This is a genomic window from Salipiger mucosus DSM 16094, from assembly GCF_000442255.1.
GTDB lineage: Bacteria > Pseudomonadota > Alphaproteobacteria > Rhodobacterales > Rhodobacteraceae > Salipiger > Salipiger mucosus.
The window spans coordinates 900,089-919,765 of the sequence record NZ_KE557273.1 but is presented as its reverse complement, the minus strand read 5'-3'; the positions used below and the strand labels follow the sequence as shown (position 1 = coordinate 919,765).

Sequence of the window (19,677 nt, the reverse complement as noted above, 5' to 3'; positions counted from 1 at the left end):
CGGCAGGTTGACGCTTGTTCGGCGCACCCTATATCTGGTCGGTCTTCCCGGTGCAAGGCGGCGGATATCGTGTTGCCAGCACCGCGAGCCATGCATCAGGCGCAAGTTAGCCATGCGATTGGGCTGTATCCGAATCGAACTGAATAGTCCATAACGCGCCTCACGACGGGAAAGACAAGAGCAAAAATCAAAGGTCGAAACATGAGAGACACCGTGGACAGCACAGCCTTCAACTCCGAACAGGGGAACCGCGCGCGCAAGCTGTTTGCCGCCGTGGTGCTGGCTGCGCTCGACGACGCGATTGCCGACGACAAGAAATACGGCAATGGCCCCGAACAGATCGCCCGGTGGGCCCGCTCGCGCGATGGGCGCGAGGTCCTGTCCTGCGCGGGAATCGACCCGAACGAACGTGTGGTGACCGGCCTCATGGAATTCGTGTCGAAGGGCGTGCGCACCTCGGTCGCGCTGTCGCGCGAAGAGAGCGAGCGTCGCAACGCCGCCGTTGCTGCAGGTCACGCCGAAGCAGCCTGATCTCGGCCCGGCAGCGGCCTATCTGTTTCAGTACGATCCGGACATCTAAGGCGCGCCCCTCCGGGGGCGCGCCTTAGGTTTTTGCAGGTCGTATCTTCCGAAGCGGGGTTCAGTCGAATTCCTGGCTCATCAGGATGCGATGGATCTCTCGGCGCACCAGCTTGCGCACGTTGCGCGTGATGCGCTCTCCGAGCGCCCCGTGCAGTTCCTGGCGCACGGTCTCGGATACCAGGTCGCGCAGCATGTCCTCGTCCATGGCGGCCGGAAGTTTGGCCTCGTGGATGGCGGGCATATCCTGATGCTGGATGTCGCGGGAGCGGCGGAGCGGCACGGCCGCCTTGGCAATGCCTGAAGCCTCTGTCTCCTCGTCCCCATCGGCAGCAACATCCGAAGAGGCGTCACCGCCGAGCGGCTCTGGCGCCCGGTGCACGAAAGCCGCACGAGCCCCCTTCTCAACCTCTTCGATGTCATCCCCGACGTCGTCGCCCTTGCGCGCAATGAGCGCCTCAAGCACGGCGATCTTGCGATTGAGGGCGTCGCGGTCCGGATCGGTGAACGTGATCTCCTGATCTTCTGCGCTGTCCTGGCCAACCTGCTTCGGCTCGCCGGACGATTCGGAAGCGCTGTCGGCTCTCTCCGGAGTCTGCGGGGCAGCGGTCTGACTATCAGGCTCGAAGTCGAACCAGTCATGCGCATCGGATACGTCCAGCGCCTCGGGATCCTCGGACAATGCCTCGTTGGCGCGTTCGGCGACCTCCTCAGCAAGCACGCGGGTTACTTCATCGCCCACCAGACGCTTCAGCGAAGAGGACTCGAGCGCAGCCGCACCCGAACCTCCGTCGGGGTCCGCGTCGGGCTTGGGAGAAGCATCTTCGGCGGTCTCATTAACCGCTTCGGCGCCGCCTAGCACGAGGGGCTCGGCATCGGATGCTTTCGACGCGCGCCCTTGACCATCATCTGCCGGCTCTTCCGAGGGCGCGACTTCGGGCTCGGGGACCCGCTGCGCCGGGGTCAGCACCAAGCGGTCCGGGCGATCCGGGCGGTCCGGCCGCGCAGCGGGCTTCGGCGCCGGGTCCTCGGACCGGGGACGAGCATCATCGGAGACCAGCCGCCTGATCGACGACAGGACGTCCTCAATTTCCACATTGGTGACGGGGTCGGACATCTATCTACCGCTCTTGCCTCGGTAAAAGTGTAGCCCGACGCGGCGTGTCAAACAACAGATGCCGACAACCCTACTCTTTTCCAAGCGCACGAAGGACACGGTCGAGGTCTTCGCCCTGCTGCGACAGCGTCGGCGCGGTCTTGACCAGGTCGTAATATTCCTCGGGGTCGTAGCGCGGCACGTTCAGCTGCAGCGCATCCGCCGTCAGCCGGCCGACCGAGGAGAGCACGGCATAGGCCGCCACGGTCTCGTTCACCTGGGCGGTGATGCGCGTGGCACGCGCGTCGAGCAGCTCCTGCTCGGCGTCGAGCACATCGAGGGTCGTGCGCGCGCCCAGCGTGGCCTCTTCGCGCACGCCGCGGAAGGCGACGGTCGCCGCTCGGACCTGTTCGTCGGTCGCCGCGAGCGAGGCCCGCGACACGCGCAGCTGCGCGTAGGCATTGGCCACGTTCTGCTCGATCGAGCGGACTGCCTCGTAGAGCTGCGCGCGGACCTGGTCCCGGTTGGCCATTGCCTGCCGCACGAGCGAGCTCAGCTCGCCGCCCTGGTAGATCGGACCCTCGGCATTGAGCGAGATCGAACCGCCGCGCTCGCCGGCGGCGCTGTCGAAGGTCTCGTTGAAGGAATAGCCGGTGCTCAGCGAAAGCGACGGCTTCATCGCCGCCTCGGCAATCTCGATCGCCAGTTCGGCCACGGTCACCTGGTGCTGGAGCTGCTCCAGCGAGGGGTGATTGCGACGTGCGATGACCTGCGCCTCCTGCACGGTGCCCGGCAAACGCGGATCCGAGGCCGGCGGCACGAGGTCGCCTGGCGCCCGGCCGATCGCGGCCTCGTACTCGGCGCGCGCCACCTCGAGCGTGCCTTCGGCGGTGGCAAGCAGGCTGCGCGCTTCGGCGAGCCGGGCCTCGGCGGCGGCGACGTCGGTACGCGTGACTTCGCCGACCTCGAAGCGGTCGCGGGCGGCCCGCAGTTCTTCCTGGATGACACGCACGTTGTTGCGGCGAAGCGCGACGGTCTCGACCGCCTCGCGGACGTCCATGAAGGCTTCGACCGCGCGCAGCAGGACCTGCTGTTCGACGGCCACGAGCGATGCCCGCGCAGCGAGGATGGATTCCTTGGCGGCGTTGAAGCGAAGGATGCGGCGGCCACCGGAGTAGAGAAGGATCGACGCCGACAAACCAATGTTGGCGCTGTTGGTCGCCGAGCCGACGAATTCCTCGGTGATCGGGTTCCGGGTCTTGCCGAAGGAGCGGGTCACGCTTCCCGACCATGACAGCACCGGCCGCAGCGCCGCGACGGCCTGTGCGAGGTCCTCGTCCGCGGCGCGCAACACCGCGCGGTTCTGGTCCAGAAGCCCGCTGGTCCGGTAGGCGCCCTCGAGCGCGCTCGCCAGTGTTTCGGCGCTGGCCGGGGCCACCGCTCCGAGGGCGAGGCCGACGCCCGCCACCATTCCGACAATCGCCTTGCGCATCCTGTTCTGCCCCTTGTGCCCCTCGTGCCCCTGTCCGCGCCCCTTGTCGGGCCGGTTCAGAGCGCGAATTCTTCTGTTGTCTCGAATCCCGGCAGCACCGGCGCAGACGCGTTGAACGCGAACCGCCAGGTGATGTGTCCGTCGTTCTTCCAGCCGATGCGGACCGTGCCCAGGTTGCCCTCGACGAAGAGGCAGGCAATGCGCCCGCCCTCTTTCACCTGCGCGCCGATGGTGTCGGGCAGCTCCTCGACGCCGCCCTCGACGATGATCGCGTCGTAGGGGCCGTGCTCGGCCGCGCCCTCGGCGATCGGGCCGCGGTGCACGATGACGTTGTCCGCATGTTCCGAGAGCAAGGCCTCGGCGTCGGAGGCCCAGGACTCGTCCTCTTCCACGGCGACGACGGCCTGTGCGATGCGGGCGATCACGGCGGAGGAATAGCCGTAGCCCGTTCCGACATCTAGCACGAGATCGTCATGGTCGACACCGAGCGCATCGAGCATCTTGGCGAAGGTCCGCGGGTCGAGCACCACGCGGTTGTCGCCGAGATCGATGTTGCGCCCGGCATAGGCGGCCTCGGCCTTTTCCGAGGGCACGAAGACCTCGCGCGGAATGCGCAGCATGGCTTCGATGATGGGGAATTTTGTCACATCCGAGGGTCGCACCTGAGTGTCGACCATCATGCGGCGGCGCTGCGCGAAGTCGGTCATCCGCTAAACTCGTCCGTTCAGATAATCCTGAACAGGTTGTGCCACAGTTGTTCCGGGGGGGCAACGTCCGCAAACGTATAATCGGAACGCCCCGGGGCCGGATGCCACGGGGCGCCTCATCAGCGCGCGTCCAGCGCCGTCAATCCTCGCGGTGCATCGCTCGCCCCGCCGCGCGTCCGGCGAGGAAGGCGTCGATCAGGCTCGCGGCGCTGGACCCGTTGGACACGGGAACGGCCGGAAGCCGTGCGCGCACCGGAATGAAAATGAACAGAAGCCCCATGACGAGGTACCCACCGCCCAGGGACAGGGCCGCAGCCATCGTGCCGTGGACGGGCTCGATCGCCATCCATGCGGCCATACTGAGAAAGACGGCCGCCACGATCAGGCAGAGGCCGCCCAGCAGGTTGCGCGCGGCCCGTGACAGGCCCGCGCGCAGCCGCGCTTCAAGTCCAGCAAGCACCCGTGATTACCTCCGGCTGCCGATGTAGCCGGCGAAAAAGCCGACGGCGGCGGCGATGGCGATGGCCTGGAACGGGTTGTCGCGGATGCTGCCACGCGCCTCACCTTCGAGCTCCGAGATGCGCTCTCCGGCCTCGCGCAGCCTTTCCTCGCCCATATCGCGCGCCTCGCGGGCCTTGGCCTCGACGCGGTCACGGGCGTCGCGACCGCGACGCATGCCGATGTCGCCGACAAGCTCGGTCAGCGAGGAAATGTCCTTGCGCAGGGTCGCGATCTGCTCGTTGAGCGCATCCACGTCATGCTGGGACGCCGACGACGAAGCAGGCGCCGGATTTTCGGGGCCCGGGTTGATCGATTGGGGTTTGGTAGCGGTCTCGGCCATGACATGTCCTCCGTGAGAATCGGCGCGTTCAGCATAATAACGCAACCGCATCGCCCCGGTTCCCTTGTGCCGCGTTCCCATGAGAAGAAAATGCCGTCACGGCAGCCCTGCCGGAGAACGCAAGCAGGCCGAAGGCTGCATCCCTTTCTTGCGCACACGCGGTGACGATAGCCGCTTGACGATCCTTCACAGGAAACCTAAGAGATGCCGCACTCTGGCGAGTTGGCGGAGTGGTTACGCAGCGGATTGCAAATCCGTGTACACCGGTTCGATTCCGGTACTCGCCTCCATTATTTTCAAGCACTTGCGCCATACTGCTCGTCCTTCCTTCGGCTTTTTGAAACATCCTTTGAAACATTCACGTTCCGGGCTTGTTCTGTTCCATCCTGTTGCGCGCCTCCTGTGCGCGGGTGGCGAGAACCTTCTGCCTCACCCGTCCGCCGTACTTCTTGAGCATCTCGACGCCCGAGTGACCGGTCACGGCCTTCACCATCTCGTCGTCACAGCCTGCCAGGTAGAGTTCGATGGTGGCGTTCTTGCGCAGCCCGTGCGTCACGTATGAGCGCGCTTCCGGGTGCTGCATCTCGGCCTTCACCTTCCGCATCTCCTCGGAGACGGTCCGGTAGCGAACCGGACGGCCGGCAGAATCAGTGATGACGGTGAGCCCCTTCTTCGGGACCGTCTGGAGGTAGGCCTTCAGCCGATCCGTCAGGGGGATCCACATGGGCTTGTCGCCCTTGCCCTGGGTCATGTCCCAAGACCCGCCATCGAAGTGGTCCCACCGCATGGTGAGCACGTCGCCGATCCGCTGGCCGGTGCCGACGCAGAGTTCATAGACTAGCCGCGCTCGCGCTGGAGCGACTCGCTCGAACTCTTCGCGCACTTCCTCGGGCCATGGCTCCCATCCGGCGCCGGGCTGCTTGAACAGCGGAATACCTCTGGCCGGGTTGCCGTCTTCCTTCTTCAGGAAGCCGATCAGGCGCGCATGGTTCATGAGCACCACCATCACCTGGACGAGGTAATTCGCCCTCCGCCAGCTGTCCGCATTCGCCCGGTGCAGCTCGTAGATGTGATGGGTCTCGATCTTGGCGGGGTCTTTGTTCCCCCAGATCTTCCGGATGTGCTCCATGTACTTCCGGTAGTCCGCCTTGGTGCGCGGCTTCCGGGACTTGAACGCATCGCTCTCGTAGTAGCTGAGGATCAGCGCCTCGAACGTTCGCTTGGCCGGGATCGGTTCCCGCCCCCTCAGCAGGCGTCGGTAGTGGTCCCAGAACTCGGGGGAGCCCGGCTCCTCTTTCATCATCACGGATTGACCGCGGGACCGGCGTATGAACCTGACGTACCCCCGATCCTCGTAGACGTACTTGGGCAAATCCTTCTTGGTCATTTACCCATCCTCAGGTCGTCCTCGAGGAAGTCGTCTCCACCTTCGGTTTCGGTCATACCTGCGTCGACAGTGACGCTGCCGTCCGGCCTGATCTCGAACTTGGCGCGGACCCACCCGGCTTGGCGGGCCTCCCGAATGAGGGCGGCGACTGTTTGCTTGGCGATGGTCTGGGGGCTTGGCATTTTCCTGTTTCCGTTCCGTTCACCAAGTTACTTATGCGCCGCCGATTTCGCTGAGGTTTAAAGCTCGGGCGTCGGTATGGATGTGAGCTATTCTGCTCACATCCTCTCCGGTTCGATCCGCATTTCGCTACAATTGTGACGCGCGCTCCTCCATCGCCTTCGCCAGGCCGACTACGGCGCTACGAACCCGGTCCTGCTCGGAACCGCGCTCCAACGGAGTGCCGCACCACTGCTCGCACACCAACTGCAGAGCCTCGACGAGGTTGCCGAGGTCCGCGACCTGGTTGTCGAGGTCGTTGACCTTGTCGATCCATTTGCTCTCAACGCTCATGCGACACCTCCTTTCAGCGTCGAAACCGCCAGCTCGAGCGCCTCGCGATGGCCGACCTGGAAGTCTGTGTCCGTGCTGTCGGCGAGCATCCATTCGATCTGGGCGGCCGCGCCATCGATGGTCCGAGGCGGCGTCGAGACGATCCTGCCTTCCAGCGCGTCGGCGGCATCCCAGAGCGCTTCGCCGTGGGCAGTCTCCTCGCCGTCCTCATCAAGGCTTTCGTGCTCCCAGCGGCGGCGCAGCGAGCGCCACTCCTCGAACCACTGCCGATGGGGGTCAGATGTCGCGGCTTCGTCCTCAATGTGAGGAAGGACCGCTGCCGGGGTAACGGCGACTGCAGCGCTACTCAGGAAATCACGTCGCATCATGCCGCACCCCCGATCTGCCGGAGGGCATCGCGCAGGTAGGTGCGGGCCTCTGCGAGGTTCCTGTGGGAGCAGCCGGGCACGCTGATGGCGTCGAGCGCCAAGGCGATGCTGTCGTGAAGGTGGTCGCGGGACTGGATTTCGTTCGCGCGTTCGGGTACTGTCATGGGTAGTCCCCTTCCTTGTGGGGTTTCAATGAAGGTCGGCTGGAGCTGCAACTCCGCCGGCCTTTACTTTTGTGCGGTGGCTTCGACCTCCTTGCGCAAGTTCATGACGATCAGCGTATTCACCGACTGTCCACGAGCCTGAGCTTCGGCCTTGACTGCCGCATGGAGCCCTACGGGCAGGCGGACTGAGACCTGCGCGACCCCCTCGCCGCCTCTGGGTTGAATGGCGTTCATCTCTGCGATCCTCCAGTTTTGCAATTAATGTGCTTACAATCATTATGATTGCATTGACTGTCAAGCGCTGAAATCAGAATGATTGCAGAGAGAGGAAACGACATGCCCGCCGACCGCACACCTGCCCCGACCGTACAGATCGCTCTCCGGATCGCACCGGAACTGCGAGACCGCATCAAGAATGCTGCATCGGACAACAATCGATCCGTGAACAGCGAGCTGACGGCCACGCTGGAAGAGAAATATCCCGCACCTCCGGACCCCACGCCAATGAAGGTTGCCTTTCAGCGTCTCTATCGGCTGATGGATTGGATCCAGAGTGCCGAAAGTGATGGCGAGCAGGACACCAGGCTGAAGGAAGCGAACGTCATCCTTCACATGGAGGGCGCCGAGATAATGCTGAGATTTTCAACCGCTCGCGACGAGTACGGCAATCGCGAGATCTTCATGACGCACGGCAAAGGCGGCGGTATCAACGCCTCGGAATTTCGGCGCCAAGGCCCTCCAAGCTGGGAGCTACCTCCTGCAGAAAACGACTGAGTTCCCGGGTAGCCACCCCCAGGGGGCCGAAACCGACCCTCTCCCGCCCTCTCCCCATTACTACCGCGAAAGAGTATCGCGGATGTTGAGAGACGTAACAAAAATGTTGAGTGACCATCCGCGATACAAAACTCAACATTTCTGTTACACAACCTGAGTGAAGACGTACGCTGGAGATCTCATGAGTGACGACGATCAAGACAACACCACGAGCCACCCAATTCTTTGTGGTCTTTGCAAGGCTCCCGTTGGATCGAAGGAAGGTGCGGACGGAGAAACCTTATATGGCTGCGCTGACTGCGACAATTGGGACACCAAAGACGAGGTCATTCGGATCGCCGGAGAATATGTGACGGACCAGGCCCAACTGGACCTAAACCGCTCAATGAGCGATATCGCGAAAGGTAGTTCGGTGATGTCCTTCAGTGGCCAGACAGAGTCTACGAAGGAATTCCGGTTCGTGACAGACGGCCCCTTCTGACGTGTATTCTAGCGTCATTACCTCATGAACGCATCGAAGGCGGCGGCGGTGAGCGGCGAGGTCGGCTTGCCGCCCGCCCCTTTCGCGTAGGCCTGCTCCATCCAGACACGATCCATGGCGGTAATCGCTTCGACGTGGTGCGGCTCAAGCGGCACGCGCATCAGGCGGCACCACGCCTCGATTTCCGGGAAACTGATCGGGTTCGGTCCCGCAGGCCCGCAGGAGCGCGCCCGTGAAAGCGCCTGGAAGGCGTTCCAGACCGGCGCCGATCCCTCGGGCGCCCGGAGTCGGTCCCCCTGCAGGTGCGCTTCCAGAGCCCCACACAGGCGGTTGGACAGTCTACCGTTCCGGGTCATCACAGCGCTCCGTGCGTTTTCAGTCTCTGCATCCAGCCGGGCAGTTCCGTCTTCATCTGATTGACCGCCAGCGTTGCGCCCTGCCGTGTCGCCGTGACACCCATGTCGCGCACCATGGCCTTCACGTTGCCCTCGCCGTCAACGCCCACGTCAATGGCGCCTTTCAGGTTGAGGTCGAGCGAGCCTTCACTCTTCGTCGCGCGCTGAGATAGCGCCGCCTGCGCCTGGGGGACGTTGAGCACCCCGCCCGACTCGGACGGCACGAACATCTCGCTCTGCGGCGTCCGCTCGTTGATCAGGTAGGGCACGCCTGCCCGAACCGGCCCACCGCCAGCGCGCGCACCTCCGAGAAGGCCGCCAATAGCCTGGAAGAAGCCGCCCCCACCGCTGGTTGCGAGGCCCATCATGCGCTGCTGGAGCTGGATCTCGATGATCTGCATCAGGAGGTCGCGGAGCGCCTCGCCCGCCGTCTTGGAGCCGTCGAGAATGGATGTGAAGAGATCGGTCATCGCATCCGCGCCGCGCTCGGTGTTCTCCTCGATCCTGTCGAGCTTGTCGGAGGCATCGTCGGCCGCCTGCCCCGCCCGCGCGTAGGCCTGTGCCAGCTCATCGATTTCGGCCCGTAGCTCGGGCGTCACCTCTTTCCCGGCCGCCTGCGCCTCGTAGAGCAGCTCGGCCTTCTTCCGCGCGTAGTCCACCGCATCGCCGTATTCGAAGCCCGTCTCGGCCACGGCCGCCAGGGCAACGGCCTCGGCTTCCAGCCGCGCCACCGCCTCGCGGGTGCGCTCCACCTCGCGCCGGTAGTCGTCAACGCTGCGGCCTCCGCCGCCTCCGCCACCGCCGGAGCTGCCACCGCTCGATCCCGAGGAGCCTCCAAAGCCGAAGTTCACGCTGGGCAGCCTCGGGCGTACCGAGGTCTCCGGGGCGTTCTCGCCGGGGCGGAGATCCACGCTCGGCCGCCGGCCGTTCTGCGGCCCGTAGGAGATCGCGCCATCATCCCCGGCGGGCAGGTTCTGTCGAAGCGTGGCCGCGTTGTTTGCAGCGGTCACCAGGGCGTCGGCGATGCCGCCGATTGCCGAGACCACGTTGCCAAAGCGCTGCGCGTCCACCGCGCTCAGTTCCGCGATCAGGTCCTGTGCCTCGCCCACCAGGTCAGTGACGGCCTCCTCGAACTCGCCCGCGTTGCTGCTGCCCGTCTTGAAGGCCTGCATCTCGCGTTCGATGTCCTGCAGGATGCCTGCCAGCTCGTGCGCTGCGGGAAGGTCGGCCACGTCCATGAGGCGGATGCCGTCCGGGCCGGTCGCCGCGTTGATCGCGCGGAACAGCTCGTCGTAGGTGTTCGCCAGGTCTTCGACGGTCTCGCGCTGCTCCTCGGTGGCCTGCGCGCCGTCTTTCATGGCGCGGTAGTTTTCCTCGCCCATCATGGCGATGGCGCGCTCGGCCGATCCGAAGATCTCGTCAACGTCCATCGTCACCACGTCTTCGATGGCCCCGGCCAGATCGACCACGACGGTCTTGGCCAGTGTCGAAACGCGCCGCGTGATCTCGGCGAACTTCCGGTCGAGCTCGGCCGCCTTGCTGACGGTGTCCTCCTCGATCACGGCGCCGAGGTCGTGGGCGCGATCCATCATCTCGCGGATGCCCGACTTCCCCTGCCGCAGCAGTTCAACGAAGCGCTCGCCGCCCGTGCCGCCGAACACCTCGTCGGCCACGCGGATTTGCGCGGCGCGGTCGAGGTCCTCCATGCGTCCGATGATATCGAGGAACAGTTGCTCGGGCTCTTCCAGTCGGCGGGCGAGGTCTTCCGCGCCGTACCCGAGCCGCTGGAAGGCTTCGGCCCCCGCGCCCTTGCCGGTCACGATGAACTCGTCGGCGCGCAGCTGCAGTTCCTTGAGCCCGTCCACCATGGCATCCACGCCGATGCGGTTCTGCTCGGAGACGAAGGTCAGCTCCTGGAAGGCGGTCACGCTGAGCCCGGCCTGCCGTGCCTGGCTGTCGATCTCCGCCATGCTGCGAACGGCAGCCGTGGCCCCGCGTGCGATGGCCGCGAACCCCGCCGTAATGGCGCCGACTGCGAATGCCTTGCCGACCGCCCCGATGCGCGTGGAGGTGGTCGCGAGCGCCTGGTTGATCCTGCTCGTGGAGCGCAGCATGTCGCGTTCCATGGCGCTGGTGGCCATGCGCGAGCCACTGCGGAGCCGCTGATAGGACTGCGTCCCGCGCCGCTCTGCCTTCTGCATGTTCTTTTCAAAGTCGCGGATGCGCGCTTCAAGCGCCACGATCAGCCGTTCTTCATCCATCGCGTGGCCTCCTATGCCGTCCACATGTCTTCGGTGAACCAGTCGGCAGCGGTCACCATGCCACCCTCGTCGGCCGCGCAGCGCGCCACTGCCATGGCCGCCGCGACGGCCCCGTCGATCTTGTCCCGGCTCTTGCCCTTGTGGAACGCGCGGTTCCCGGCGCTGTCCGTGCGCACCTCGATGTTGGAGAAGTTCCAGCGCAGCACCGGGTGGCCTCCGTGGCGGAACCTCCGGCCTATGATGGCACGCTCCAGTTCCTTCACCGCCGGTGCCATGGAGACCCACCCTTGCCGGAATTCGACCGCCGGAAAGCCGTCTTCCAGCAGATCATTGAGCATGTTCCGCGCGAGGTGCGGGTCGAATGCGATCTCCTGCACGTTGAAGCGGGCGCAAAGCTCGCGCACCTGGTCTTCCACGGCCCGGAAATCCACCACGTTGCCCGGCGTCGGCGTGATCAGCCCCTCGTCCGCCCAGGTCGTGTACGGCACCCCGGAGAGGTCTTCGCGGGCGCGCAGGTTGTCCTCCGGGCAGAAGAAGAAGGGCGCCACCTGGAAGCCGTCGTCGCCGTCGCGCCAGCACGCCACGATGACGGTCAGGTCCGAGTTGCTGGAGAGGTCCACGCCCAGCCAGCAGGGCGGCTGCCGCGCCTCCAGGTCGTCGAGATCGACCGCGCCCCGGCCCTCGTCGTAGATGTGCATCTCGACAAAGGGATCGGTGGCGTGGTCGAGCCAGATGTTCAGGTTCAGCTGGCGGAAAGCCTCGCGGTCCCCGATCCGACGCTCTCCTTCCCGCGCGAGCTGCCGCAGGCCCTCGATGTCGGGATACCCGTGGCGCAGGCCGGGGTTCACGCGGAACCAGACCTCCTCGTCCTGCCAGTCGCAATCCCGCTCGGCCTCGAAAAGCACCGGCAGGATGGACGGGTCATCCACCTCCCCGCGCGCCACGCGGCGGGCGTCATCCACGATGTCCCACGCGATGTTCTCCTGCCCCCGCCCTGCGGTCGTCGCGACCACGAGAAGCGAGCCGGGCGTCTTCACCAGGCCGGAGCGCAGCACGTCCCAGAGTTCGCGCTTCTTCCAGGCGTGAAGCTCGTCAGCCAGCACGAAGACCGGCGTGCGGCCGTGCTGGGTCCCGGCATCCGCGCTGATGGCCTCGCAGAAGCTGCGGAGCTTGGGGTAGACGATGCGGTTGCGGTAGTCGAGCGGGCGCACATGGGACGCGATGCGCGGGTGAGCGAGCATCAGTCCGCGCAGTTCCTCGTAGGCGATGCGCGCCTGTTTGCGGTCCGATGCCGAGGTGATGACCTCGCCCCCGGGGACCGCCTCCGGCCCAACCGTGTGCAGCGCCTCCAGCGCGGCGGCCAGAGAGGTCTTCCTGTTCCCTCTCGGAATGAGCCCGACCACCGTCTTCACGATCCGCGATCCATCCTCGTGGCGCGGGCCGTAGATGCGCCGCACGATGCGCTCCTGCCACGGGTCCAGCTGGAAGGCCTTACCCGACTTCGGATGGCGCAGCATGCGCAGGAACTTCACGGCCCGCTCGCCGAAGCCCAGCGGGTCCGGGATCTCCGAGCCGTCGTAGATCCATTCAGGATACGTTGAGCGGGTCATCGCCTTCCTCCGGCTCGTCCTCTCGGATCGCGGGTCGGGACCGCGAGACCGGCGTGAGGCCCAGCTCGGCCGCCAGCAGGCGCGCGCGGGTCATGGCATCGGACTGCACGCCCACAGCCGGGTTGCGCTTCATCTTGCCCTCGATGTCGATCAGGATGTGCCCGTGCTCCTGCAGGTGCGTCTCCATCTCGCGGACGGTGCCGATGGCCAGGCAGTAGTTTTCGAGGCTCCCGAGGTCCGCATCGGTGAGGATGCGCCGTTCCGAGAGGATCGGCATGACCCGGTCCCATTCCGCGCGGGCGTGCACCGAGAACCAGTCAGGCGCCGGGATATGCTCCAGCGCCTCGGAATCGGTCATCAGCTGCGGCTTCGTTCCCCTCATGGCGACACCGCCTTGCATCGCAACTCCAGCCCCCGGCGCCGCCCGATGGTCACGATCTTCTCGATATCGAAGGCCTGCCCGTCGAAGCTCACGCGGTGTTCATCGGTGATGCCCGCGAGGTAGCGGGTGCGGAAGGCGAGCGTCATGACGCTGGTGTCGCCCGCGTTGTGCAGGAACTCCTCGGTACTCTGCTCAATCAGCTCGGCGCGCAGCGTGGCCAGCTTCGACCAGGTCTTCTTCGGAGTGCCCGCGTCGTTGACCGTGGTCGCGGACTGCTGGATCTCGATCACGTGCACCATCTTGCCCGCCTTCATGACGAGACCTCCTCGGCCAGCACGTCCACGACCATGACGCCGTGCGAGGTCTCCCCGTCCGGGTCGGACAGCGCGCGCATGTTGCTCACCCGCCAGTCGGCGCAGTGGTAGCCCGGCCCGAGGTCGAGACGCCCGCTGCGCAGGGCCGTGCGGATCGCGGCCATGATCTCCTTCACGCCCTCGCGCGAGGGCTCGGTCTTCCAGACGTGCACGGTGTGGAAGATCCGTTCGCGAGTCCGGGCGATGCTGTTGCCCTCATCGATCACCTGGGCATCGCCGATCACGATGCTCGGGCGCGGTGCCGGGCTCGAGTTGCGGTCGATGATGCTGGACGCGGGCACGAGGTCCGTCACCGCCGTGATCGCGACGAGACGGGCGCGGATGGCCTTCTGAACGGCAAGATCTGCGGACATCAGCGCGCCTCCCGGATGGCCTTGGAGATCGCGCGTTTGACGCGGTTCTCGGCGCGCTTGCGGGCGATCCGGAAGCCCGGCCAGAAGAAGGGCTTTGCAGGCGCCAGGCGCGTGCCGTACTCGACCAGGTGGGCGTAGCGCACATCGGTGTTGCCCGCCGTCACCGCGACCTGGTTCTCGGGCACGACATAGGAACCGCCCGGCATGGAGTACGGCGGGGTGGCATGCCCCGGCAGCGTCACGGCAATCGATCCGACGAGGTCGCCGGTGTCCTCCGGCGCGAGGCGCTCCATGGCCTCCTGGATCTCGTAACCGCCCGTCGCGAGCGCGGGCTGCACCGCCTCGCGCGCCGCCTTGGGGATCGCCTTCATCCGCTTCTGGAACTTCGACAGGCCGCCATCATCTGCCATCAGAACGTGAACTCCCGGTACTCGGTGACGATCTCGCGCACGCCGAAGGGGATCTCGCGGGCGCCGTCGCCCGCCGCCTCGCGCTGCTCATACCACCATGCCGCCAGCTGGCTGACGGCTTCGATCAGCGCTGGCGGAACCGGGTCCTGATCCTCGCCGCCGAAGGTCTCCTCGATCTTGAACCCGAGAAGGCGCTCGACATGGTTCTGAGCCGCGTCGAGCTTACGCTGAAGCAGCGGATCATCCACCGATCCGATGTCATCGGTGAACGATAGCTGCTCCTTGATCTCGGAAACCGTCACGATGGCCATGGATCAGCCTCAGACCGCCTCGGCCGCGTTCACGCGCACCACGTTGGAGTTGATCCAGAGCGTCAGGTTCAGCTTCATGACGTTGTTCGCCGTGTCGAGCTGCTCCGAGGCACCGCCCACCATGGCCACGAAGTAGCGCTCCGAGGGCGTGCCGCCTTCCGGTGCGTCATCGAACTCCAGCTTGAACGCGTAGTTGTCGTCGGTCTTCTCCGCCGCGATGGCGGCAAGCTGCCCGGCGTCGGCGTAGTCGATCCCACAGACCACTTCCATGGTGCCTGCGGAACGCGTTCCCTTGAAGCGCTTCGTGCGAAGGTCGGAGATCGATTCAAACGTGATCTCCTGTGCGGTGTCGCCGAAGCTGCCCAGGGATTCGAGCTCCTTGATCTGGGTCCAGGTTTCGGAGTCGAAGTCGCTGGCCACGAAGTCGGCGGTCTTTGCTGCCAGGGCGCTGCCGATGGAAAGCTTGGCGCCAGCCGTTGCGAATACGGGCATGGTTCAGGTCCTCTTGTAGGTGCGCCGTTCCAGTCTTTGCTTGGCGCTGTTGTGATGATGGGCGCAGAGGCCCTGCCAGTTGGACGGGTCATCCCTGAGGGCCGGGTCGCCCTTGTGCGGAATGATGTGATCGACGTGCCGGGCTCGCTGGTCACAGCCGGGCCACTTGCAGCGGCGGTTCTCGCGGCGCTGGAGGAAGGCCTTCGCCATGCGCTCCCAAGTGCCGCCGTAGCCGCGCTGGCTGCTGTTCGGTCGCTTCCGGTCGTGACGGGCCTTGCGCTCTGCGTCCCGCCGGACCTCGCAAGGGCAGCGCGCACCGGGGGCAACCCGGCTGCCGCAACCACAGATGCGAGGCCCGCGCGAGGGCATCAGCTGACCGGGGCGTCTGCGGGGTGCCCCTTCACGATCACCGCGCCGGCGGCGATGGAGGTGCCGCTGTTCTGCGTGATGACCGTGCGGACGTACCGCTTATGGCCGATATAGCCGACCTTCACGACGCTGTCGGCCGCGAGGCTGGCCGGGAAGCTCCCGACCAGGTGCTCGGCCGCCACGTCGGTGAAATCGCCCGAGGTGGTCGTGTCGCTCTCCTGCAGCTTCGCGGTGAAGTCGCCGGAGGAGACGATGGCGCCGGTGTTGACCACCACCGCCGCGGCGTTGAAGCCGAGGAGATCGATGGCGGCCGAGGTGTTCGTGGCCGAGAGCACCTGCGGTGCGACCGCCTGTACCGGGCCGATGTTGGATGCGATGTCACGCATGGATCATTCTCCTCAGCTGGTGGACATCTTGAGCTTGCGGAAGCGCGCGGCCTGCAGGACGCGGCCGCCGACGCGGCGGGTGGCGTGCATGCGGGTCACGCCCTTGCGCGCCTGCGTGTACGGATCGGAGAGGATCGACATGGAGAGACGGTCCACGATCCGGTAGGCGGAGAAGTCGCCGTAGAGGATCGGGAAGGCCCCGGAGGCGATGTCCGGCATGTCCACCGCTTCGACCACGGGACGGCCGAGGATCGTCTCGGGCTGGCCCGCCTGGAAGCTGGGCTGCCAGAGGAAGCGGCCGTCGCCGTCCTTCAGCTTACGCACCGCGGCGAGGGTCGTGCCGTTCATCAGCCACGTGCCCGCGTTCCGGTACATCGCCGGCAGCGCGTACATCAGGTCGATCATCTTGTCGGCCGAAAGCGCGGACGTGGAACCGTTGATGGTCTCCGCGATGTCGGCATGGGTCATCAGGCCCTCGGGCTGCCCGGAGCCGGTCCCGTTGACGAACGCCGTGCCCTCCTTCTTCCCGAAGTCCTCGGCCAGCGCCATGCGGACCTCGGCCTCGGCCGTGCCGCCGCTGTCCGAGAGCAGCTCGTTCGAGATGTCCGTGAAGGTGGTGAGCTTGTGCGGCAGCACCTCGAGCTGACCGAAGGCGGGCGCGCTCTCTTCCGATTCCTCGGCCTCGCCTTCCCATTGCGCGTTCGTGACGCCGGTGCGCTTGGGGTACTTCACCGAGGGGCCCGTGATGCCGCGAACGCTGGCGATGGAGCGGATCGGCGAGTACTCGACCAGGTTGCGGACGAACTCGGTGCTCATCTCCGCCGGCGCGAGATAGCCCGCCTGCGGATCGTTCGAGACGGTCAGCGCCTTGATCTCGTCGGGCGGGGTCTGGTTGCCGAGGCGCAGGTAGGTGCCGAAGGCCTTCTTCTCGACCTCGGCCTGCTCGTCGGGGTCGGCGTCATCGCCGCCCTTGGCGCGGTTCGACTTCGCCTCGATCTTATCGAGCCGTTCCTCGATCTTCGTGGTGTCGGTCTTCGCCTCGATGTCATCGAGCCGCTTGTTCACGGTCGCAGTGAGATCGCCGATGGCCTTGGTGACGATATCGTCGGGATCGTCTTCGCCGCCGTCTTTCAGGGTGATCGCCGCGCTGCCCAGCAGCTCGGTCTTGCTCATGTGTCGCATCAGGATTCCTTTTTTGCGAGCTGCGCCGCGGCGCGTTGCAGGGTGGCGGCGAGGCCCAGGGCCCGCACCGCCGTCTTGGCGGAGGTGACCCTCGCGCCGGGATGCATGGGGATTGCCACGAGGCTCGCCTCGAGGAGCTCCAGTTCCTGGATCGTCCGGCCGCCGCGCGGTCGGGGTGTCGCTTTCTTGGTTCGGAAACCGATGGAGATGCCGCGAACCGCGCCGGAGCGCACCAGAGCGCTGACCTCGCGGGCACGGACCACGTCGTCGACCAGCAGGCGGCCCTTGAGGTGCAGCCCGTCATCGCGATCCTCGGCGGCCTCCCAGACGCCCACGGGCTCCTTCTGGTCGTGCGCAAAGAGCATGGGCATCGGGAGCGAGGTGCCGGTGAAAGCCCCCTTGCTGATCCAGTCTCCGACGCGGTCGCCCTGCGCGTAGGGCCATGCCAGCCCCTCAATGCTTCCATCGTCCGAAGCGTCGAGCTTGGTCTCCAGGTAGACGCGCTCCATCAACCGGCCCTCCGGAATGCGGCGCGGTCGGAGGCGAAGCCGTCCACCTGCGCCTGGACCCACGCGGCCGCCTTGAGCAGGCGGACCACATTGGCCTGCGTGAAGGGCACCGGCTCGCCATCCTCGGAGATCTCCCAGGCGAGCACGCAGCGCGCGAGGCTCTCGATCCGGGCGCGCTCCCGCGCCTCGGCGGTGACCCGGCCCTCGGCGTCCGCCACCTCGGACAGATCGTCGGCCAGTCGCAGGCGGGCACGGTTCTGGATCTCGCTGTCCGGCCCCGCCAGCTTCATGCGGATGCCGGTCTGCCCGCCCGTCACGGGGTCGAGAAGATCGAACCACGCGCCGCGCTCCTGGTCGGCGGAGAAGGCGCGGATATCGTCAAGCTGCATCGTCGGTCTCCTCGTCGGCGCTGGACCCGCCCGGGGCCTCGCTGATGTTCGGGTTCAGGAAGGCATCGCCGCCTTCGCGGGGCGCCAGGCCCAGCCAGGACCGGCCTTCGTTCGGGTTGATGACCTGGGACGCGATCAGCGAGTTGATCACGGTCGAGCGGGTCGAGAGATCGGCGCGGGTCAGGTCGTCACGGTCGAAGCGGACGGCATAGGTGCCGCGCTCCTCGGGGGTGAAGAGCGCGCGCCGCAGGGCGCCCTCGGTGGCGCGCAGCCAGGGCTCCAGCGTGTAGCTCAGGAACTCGCGGCCCATCTGCTCCGTGTTCGACCAGGTCGCGCGGTCGTGGTCGAAGAGCATGGACGGCGGCACGCGGAAGGCGCGGGCGATCTCGAGGATCTGGAACTTGCGGTTCTCGAGGAACTGGCTGTCGGTCGAGTTGAACGTGAAGGGCTCGAACTCGGCGCCGTCGTAGAGGATCGCCGTCTGCCCGCCGCTGTCCTCGCCCTCGTGGGTCGTCCGCCAGGCGGCGCGGGCTTTCTTCACGCTCTCCTCGCCCATGCCCTTCGGGAACTTCAGGGCGCCCGAGGGGCGGGCACCACGGCCAAAGAGGCGGGCCGCGTGGAGGTCGAGCGCCAGCGCCACGCCGATGGCCTCGCGGGCCAGCGAGAGCGGCGCACGTCCGAAGGGACTGCGAAGGTGGATGATGTCCGAGGCCGGCACCGTGCGGCTGTCTATCTTGTAGCTCGGCTCGCCGGTGGTCTGGTCGAACTGCACGTCGATCACGCCCCGGCGGTATCGGATGATCTCGGCGATGCGCCCGTCGCCCAGGCGGTTGACGTAGGCCACCCCGCCCTTGTCGTCGGAGAGGGCATCGATCACGAGATCCCGGATCAGCGAGAAGCCATCGGTCCAGTCGTTCGCCTCGTCGCGGAGCAGCGGCAGGACCGGGTGACCGGGCGCGGCGATCTCGGTTCCGTCCGCCTGGATGCGCTTCACGCTCACGTCGAGCGTGGCCACTGCCTCGGAGATGACGCGGATCGCGGAGCCCACCGCCGGCACCCGCAGCGCCGCGTCGGGCGTCACCACCGTACCGGTGGTCGCGGTCGGCGTGATGCCGAAGAGCGCGTAGAGGTCATCGCCCGGTTCGGCGAGCCCCTTCGTCTCGGTCTCGGTCTGGGATTTGCGCTTGAATGGCCACATGCCCACAGTGTCGCGCCACCAGGCGGGCATGTGCAGATTGCAGACTGCAGGTTTTCATTGGTTTTCGTGGGTTTTCATGACCGGCGAAAATCCAGATTCGGGCCGATCTTGCGCGCGCCTCCCCGCGCCGGTCCCCAAGGGTGGCCCAAAGTCCGGGACCACCCCCCGCCCCGGGTGTCACTTGCCCTCAGCCAACACCAGGTCATCCACCGCGTAGCCCTCGGAGTGCGCTGCACTCTCGGCATAGAAGATCGCCTTCTCGTAGGTGTCGACGATCCAGAGGTTGAGCCTGCTACCATCCTCTTCGACCATGTCGATGAAGAAGACCTCGCGCCCGATCATATCGAGTACCGGTCTGCGCCCAGCGTCGGTGAAATGCTCCTGCCAGTCGACCATACCCTTGGTGATCTCGATACGTGCCTTGCTCATGGTCATTTCCTTTTCAGCCATGCGTTCAGCTCGGAGCGGAGCGCGAAGTAGCGCTGGCCGTCCGGGCGGTAGATCGGGCAGTCGGGTAGACGTGCCAGGCGTCGGGCCTTGTCGACGCTCACGCCGATGGCCGTTGCGATTGCGCTCAAGCCCCAGAGCTTCTCCGGGCCGGTCGTGATGGCGTCGAAGCGCCAGCGGTCGAGCGGTGGGTTCTGTTGCGACATG

The 19,677-nt window shown here is 66.1% G+C and carries 31 protein-coding genes and 1 tRNA gene; 4 read left to right on the top strand and 28 right to left on the bottom strand.

The genetic code is table 11. The annotated features are described in order from the left end of the window. Positions 1–201 precede the first annotated feature (201 nt). Positions 202–531 carry a DUF6280 family protein gene (locus tag SALMUC_RS04580; RefSeq protein WP_020041333.1) on the top strand — a complete coding sequence of 110 codons (330 nt, stop codon included), beginning with the start codon at positions 202–204 and terminating at the stop codon, positions 529–531. Positions 532–640: 109 nt separating this feature from the next. Here the strand turns inward: SALMUC_RS04580 and SALMUC_RS27990 are convergent, their stop codons facing one another. The 5 genes from SALMUC_RS27990 to SALMUC_RS04555 form a co-directional block, all read right to left on the bottom strand. After that, complete coding sequence (locus tag SALMUC_RS27990; RefSeq protein ID WP_020041332.1) at positions 641–1,696, bottom strand: hypothetical protein; 1,056 nt, start codon at positions 1,694–1,696, stop codon at positions 641–643. A gap of 70 nt (positions 1,697–1,766) precedes the next feature. Then, the gene (locus tag SALMUC_RS04570; RefSeq protein ID WP_021119836.1) at positions 1,767–3,167 is read right to left on the bottom strand and encodes a TolC family outer membrane protein; all 1,401 of its coding nucleotides are present in this window, start codon (positions 3,165–3,167) and stop codon (positions 1,767–1,769) included. A gap of 56 nt (positions 3,168–3,223) precedes the next feature. Beyond that, on the bottom strand, positions 3,224–3,874 hold the full coding sequence (locus tag SALMUC_RS04565; protein ID WP_020041330.1) for a protein-L-isoaspartate O-methyltransferase family protein: 651 nt from the start codon (positions 3,872–3,874) through the stop codon (positions 3,224–3,226). Positions 3,875–4,013: 139 nt separating this feature from the next. After that, on the bottom strand, positions 4,014–4,334 hold the full coding sequence (locus SALMUC_RS04560) for a hypothetical protein (protein ID WP_020041329.1): 321 nt from the start codon (positions 4,332–4,334) through the stop codon (positions 4,014–4,016). A gap of 6 nt (positions 4,335–4,340) precedes the next feature. Next, complete coding sequence (locus SALMUC_RS04555) at positions 4,341–4,715, bottom strand: ElaB/YgaM/YqjD family protein (RefSeq protein WP_020041328.1); 375 nt, start codon at positions 4,713–4,715, stop codon at positions 4,341–4,343. A gap of 216 nt (positions 4,716–4,931) precedes the next feature. Here SALMUC_RS04555 and SALMUC_RS04550 point away from each other — a divergent pair. Then, a tRNA-Cys gene (locus SALMUC_RS04550) sits at positions 4,932–5,005 on the top strand. Positions 5,006–5,073: 68 nt separating this feature from the next. On the opposite strand, the gene SALMUC_RS04545 is transcribed toward SALMUC_RS04550, so the two are convergent. The 6 genes from SALMUC_RS04545 to SALMUC_RS29500 form a co-directional block, all read right to left on the bottom strand. Then, entirely contained in the window at positions 5,074–6,102 is a 1,029-nt protein-coding gene (locus SALMUC_RS04545; RefSeq protein WP_020041327.1) for a site-specific integrase, read from the bottom strand. Continuing rightward, positions 6,099–6,284 carry a hypothetical protein gene (locus SALMUC_RS04540; protein WP_020041326.1) on the bottom strand — a complete coding sequence of 62 codons (186 nt, stop codon included), beginning with the start codon at positions 6,282–6,284 and terminating at the stop codon, positions 6,099–6,101. Before SALMUC_RS04540 ends, SALMUC_RS04545 begins: the two co-directional genes overlap by 4 nt. A 127-nt stretch (positions 6,285–6,411) precedes the next feature. Next, positions 6,412–6,615 carry a hypothetical protein gene (locus SALMUC_RS04535; RefSeq protein ID WP_020041325.1) on the bottom strand — a complete coding sequence of 68 codons (204 nt, stop codon included), beginning with the start codon at positions 6,613–6,615 and terminating at the stop codon, positions 6,412–6,414. Next, a complete protein-coding gene (locus SALMUC_RS04530; RefSeq protein WP_020041324.1) occupies positions 6,612–6,983 on the bottom strand; it encodes a hypothetical protein in 372 nt (123 codons plus the stop codon). Before SALMUC_RS04530 ends, SALMUC_RS04535 begins: the two co-directional genes overlap by 4 nt. Next, positions 6,980–7,147 (bottom strand): hypothetical protein, encoded by a 168-nt coding sequence (locus tag SALMUC_RS29505; RefSeq protein WP_020041323.1) that lies wholly within the window; start codon positions 7,145–7,147, stop codon positions 6,980–6,982. Before SALMUC_RS29505 ends, SALMUC_RS04530 begins: the two co-directional genes overlap by 4 nt. A gap of 63 nt (positions 7,148–7,210) precedes the next feature. Further along, a complete protein-coding gene (locus SALMUC_RS29500; protein ID WP_020041322.1) occupies positions 7,211–7,381 on the bottom strand; it encodes a toxin-antitoxin system HicB family antitoxin in 171 nt (56 codons plus the stop codon). Between the two features lie 102 nt (positions 7,382–7,483). Here SALMUC_RS29500 and SALMUC_RS04525 point away from each other — a divergent pair, with 102 nt between their 5' ends. Next, complete coding sequence (locus SALMUC_RS04525; RefSeq protein ID WP_020041321.1) at positions 7,484–7,921, top strand: Arc family DNA-binding protein; 438 nt, start codon at positions 7,484–7,486, stop codon at positions 7,919–7,921. A 181-nt stretch (positions 7,922–8,102) separates the two neighbouring features. Beyond that, positions 8,103–8,402: a hypothetical protein gene (locus SALMUC_RS04520; protein ID WP_020041320.1), complete on the top strand. Its 300-nt coding sequence runs from the start codon at positions 8,103–8,105 to the stop codon at positions 8,400–8,402. A 17-nt stretch (positions 8,403–8,419) separates the two neighbouring features. Here the strand turns inward: SALMUC_RS04520 and SALMUC_RS04515 are convergent, their stop codons facing one another. The 17 genes from SALMUC_RS04515 to SALMUC_RS04435 all read right to left on the bottom strand — a co-directional run bounded on the left by SALMUC_RS04515 (position 8,420) and on the right by SALMUC_RS04435 (position 19,676). Continuing rightward, a complete protein-coding gene (locus tag SALMUC_RS04515; protein WP_020041319.1) occupies positions 8,420–8,758 on the bottom strand; it encodes a phage tail assembly chaperone in 339 nt (112 codons plus the stop codon). Next, a complete protein-coding gene (locus tag SALMUC_RS04510) occupies positions 8,758–11,058 on the bottom strand; it encodes a hypothetical protein (protein ID WP_020041318.1) in 2,301 nt (766 codons plus the stop codon). The genes SALMUC_RS04515 and SALMUC_RS04510 overlap by 1 nt, the downstream gene beginning before the upstream one ends. 11 nt (positions 11,059–11,069) lie before the next feature. Further along, on the bottom strand, positions 11,070–12,668 hold the full coding sequence (locus SALMUC_RS04505; protein WP_020041317.1) for a terminase large subunit: 1,599 nt from the start codon (positions 12,666–12,668) through the stop codon (positions 11,070–11,072). Then, positions 12,646–13,050, bottom strand: a complete 405-nt coding sequence (locus SALMUC_RS04500; RefSeq protein ID WP_020041316.1) for a phage terminase small subunit P27 family — start codon at positions 13,048–13,050, stop codon at positions 12,646–12,648. The genes SALMUC_RS04505 and SALMUC_RS04500 overlap by 23 nt, the downstream gene beginning before the upstream one ends. Continuing rightward, positions 13,047–13,364 (bottom strand): phage head closure protein, encoded by a 318-nt coding sequence (locus SALMUC_RS04495; protein WP_020041315.1) that lies wholly within the window; start codon positions 13,362–13,364, stop codon positions 13,047–13,049. The genes SALMUC_RS04500 and SALMUC_RS04495 overlap by 4 nt, the downstream gene beginning before the upstream one ends. Continuing rightward, positions 13,361–13,777 (bottom strand): DUF3168 domain-containing protein, encoded by a 417-nt coding sequence (locus SALMUC_RS04490; RefSeq protein ID WP_020041314.1) that lies wholly within the window; start codon positions 13,775–13,777, stop codon positions 13,361–13,363. The genes SALMUC_RS04495 and SALMUC_RS04490 overlap by 4 nt, the downstream gene beginning before the upstream one ends. Next, positions 13,777–14,187 carry an HK97-gp10 family putative phage morphogenesis protein gene (locus tag SALMUC_RS04485; RefSeq protein WP_020041313.1) on the bottom strand — a complete coding sequence of 137 codons (411 nt, stop codon included), beginning with the start codon at positions 14,185–14,187 and terminating at the stop codon, positions 13,777–13,779. The genes SALMUC_RS04490 and SALMUC_RS04485 overlap by 1 nt, the downstream gene beginning before the upstream one ends. Beyond that, on the bottom strand, positions 14,187–14,498 hold the full coding sequence (locus SALMUC_RS04480) for a head-tail connector protein (RefSeq protein WP_020041312.1): 312 nt from the start codon (positions 14,496–14,498) through the stop codon (positions 14,187–14,189). Before SALMUC_RS04480 ends, SALMUC_RS04485 begins: the two co-directional genes overlap by 1 nt. A gap of 9 nt (positions 14,499–14,507) precedes the next feature. After that, entirely contained in the window at positions 14,508–14,990 is a 483-nt protein-coding gene (locus tag SALMUC_RS04475; protein ID WP_020041311.1) for a hypothetical protein, read from the bottom strand. Between the two features lie 3 nt (positions 14,991–14,993). Continuing rightward, positions 14,994–15,200 carry an HNH endonuclease gene (locus SALMUC_RS30945; RefSeq protein WP_020041310.1) on the bottom strand — a complete coding sequence of 69 codons (207 nt, stop codon included), beginning with the start codon at positions 15,198–15,200 and terminating at the stop codon, positions 14,994–14,996. A 158-nt stretch (positions 15,201–15,358) separates the two neighbouring features. Next, positions 15,359–15,745, bottom strand: coding sequence for a hypothetical protein (locus tag SALMUC_RS04465; protein ID WP_020041309.1), 387 nt, complete (start codon positions 15,743–15,745; stop codon positions 15,359–15,361). A 12-nt stretch (positions 15,746–15,757) separates the two neighbouring features. Continuing rightward, entirely contained in the window at positions 15,758–16,918 is a 1,161-nt protein-coding gene (locus tag SALMUC_RS04460; RefSeq protein WP_245584659.1) for a phage major capsid protein, read from the bottom strand. A gap of 8 nt (positions 16,919–16,926) precedes the next feature. After that, a complete protein-coding gene (locus tag SALMUC_RS04455) occupies positions 16,927–17,436 on the bottom strand; it encodes an HK97 family phage prohead protease (protein ID WP_020041307.1) in 510 nt (169 codons plus the stop codon). Beyond that, positions 17,436–17,825, bottom strand: a complete 390-nt coding sequence (locus tag SALMUC_RS04450; protein ID WP_020041306.1) for a hypothetical protein — start codon at positions 17,823–17,825, stop codon at positions 17,436–17,438. The genes SALMUC_RS04455 and SALMUC_RS04450 overlap by 1 nt, the downstream gene beginning before the upstream one ends. Beyond that, positions 17,815–19,023 (bottom strand): phage portal protein, encoded by a 1,209-nt coding sequence (locus SALMUC_RS04445; RefSeq protein WP_037371179.1) that lies wholly within the window; start codon positions 19,021–19,023, stop codon positions 17,815–17,817. The genes SALMUC_RS04450 and SALMUC_RS04445 overlap by 11 nt, the downstream gene beginning before the upstream one ends. A gap of 177 nt (positions 19,024–19,200) precedes the next feature. After that, on the bottom strand, positions 19,201–19,452 hold the full coding sequence (locus SALMUC_RS04440) for a hypothetical protein (RefSeq protein WP_021119831.1): 252 nt from the start codon (positions 19,450–19,452) through the stop codon (positions 19,201–19,203). 2 nt (positions 19,453–19,454) lie between these two features. Continuing rightward, positions 19,455–19,676: a hypothetical protein gene (locus SALMUC_RS04435; protein ID WP_020041303.1), complete on the bottom strand. Its 222-nt coding sequence runs from the start codon at positions 19,674–19,676 to the stop codon at positions 19,455–19,457. Between the last annotated feature and the right edge of the window lies 1 nt (position 19,677).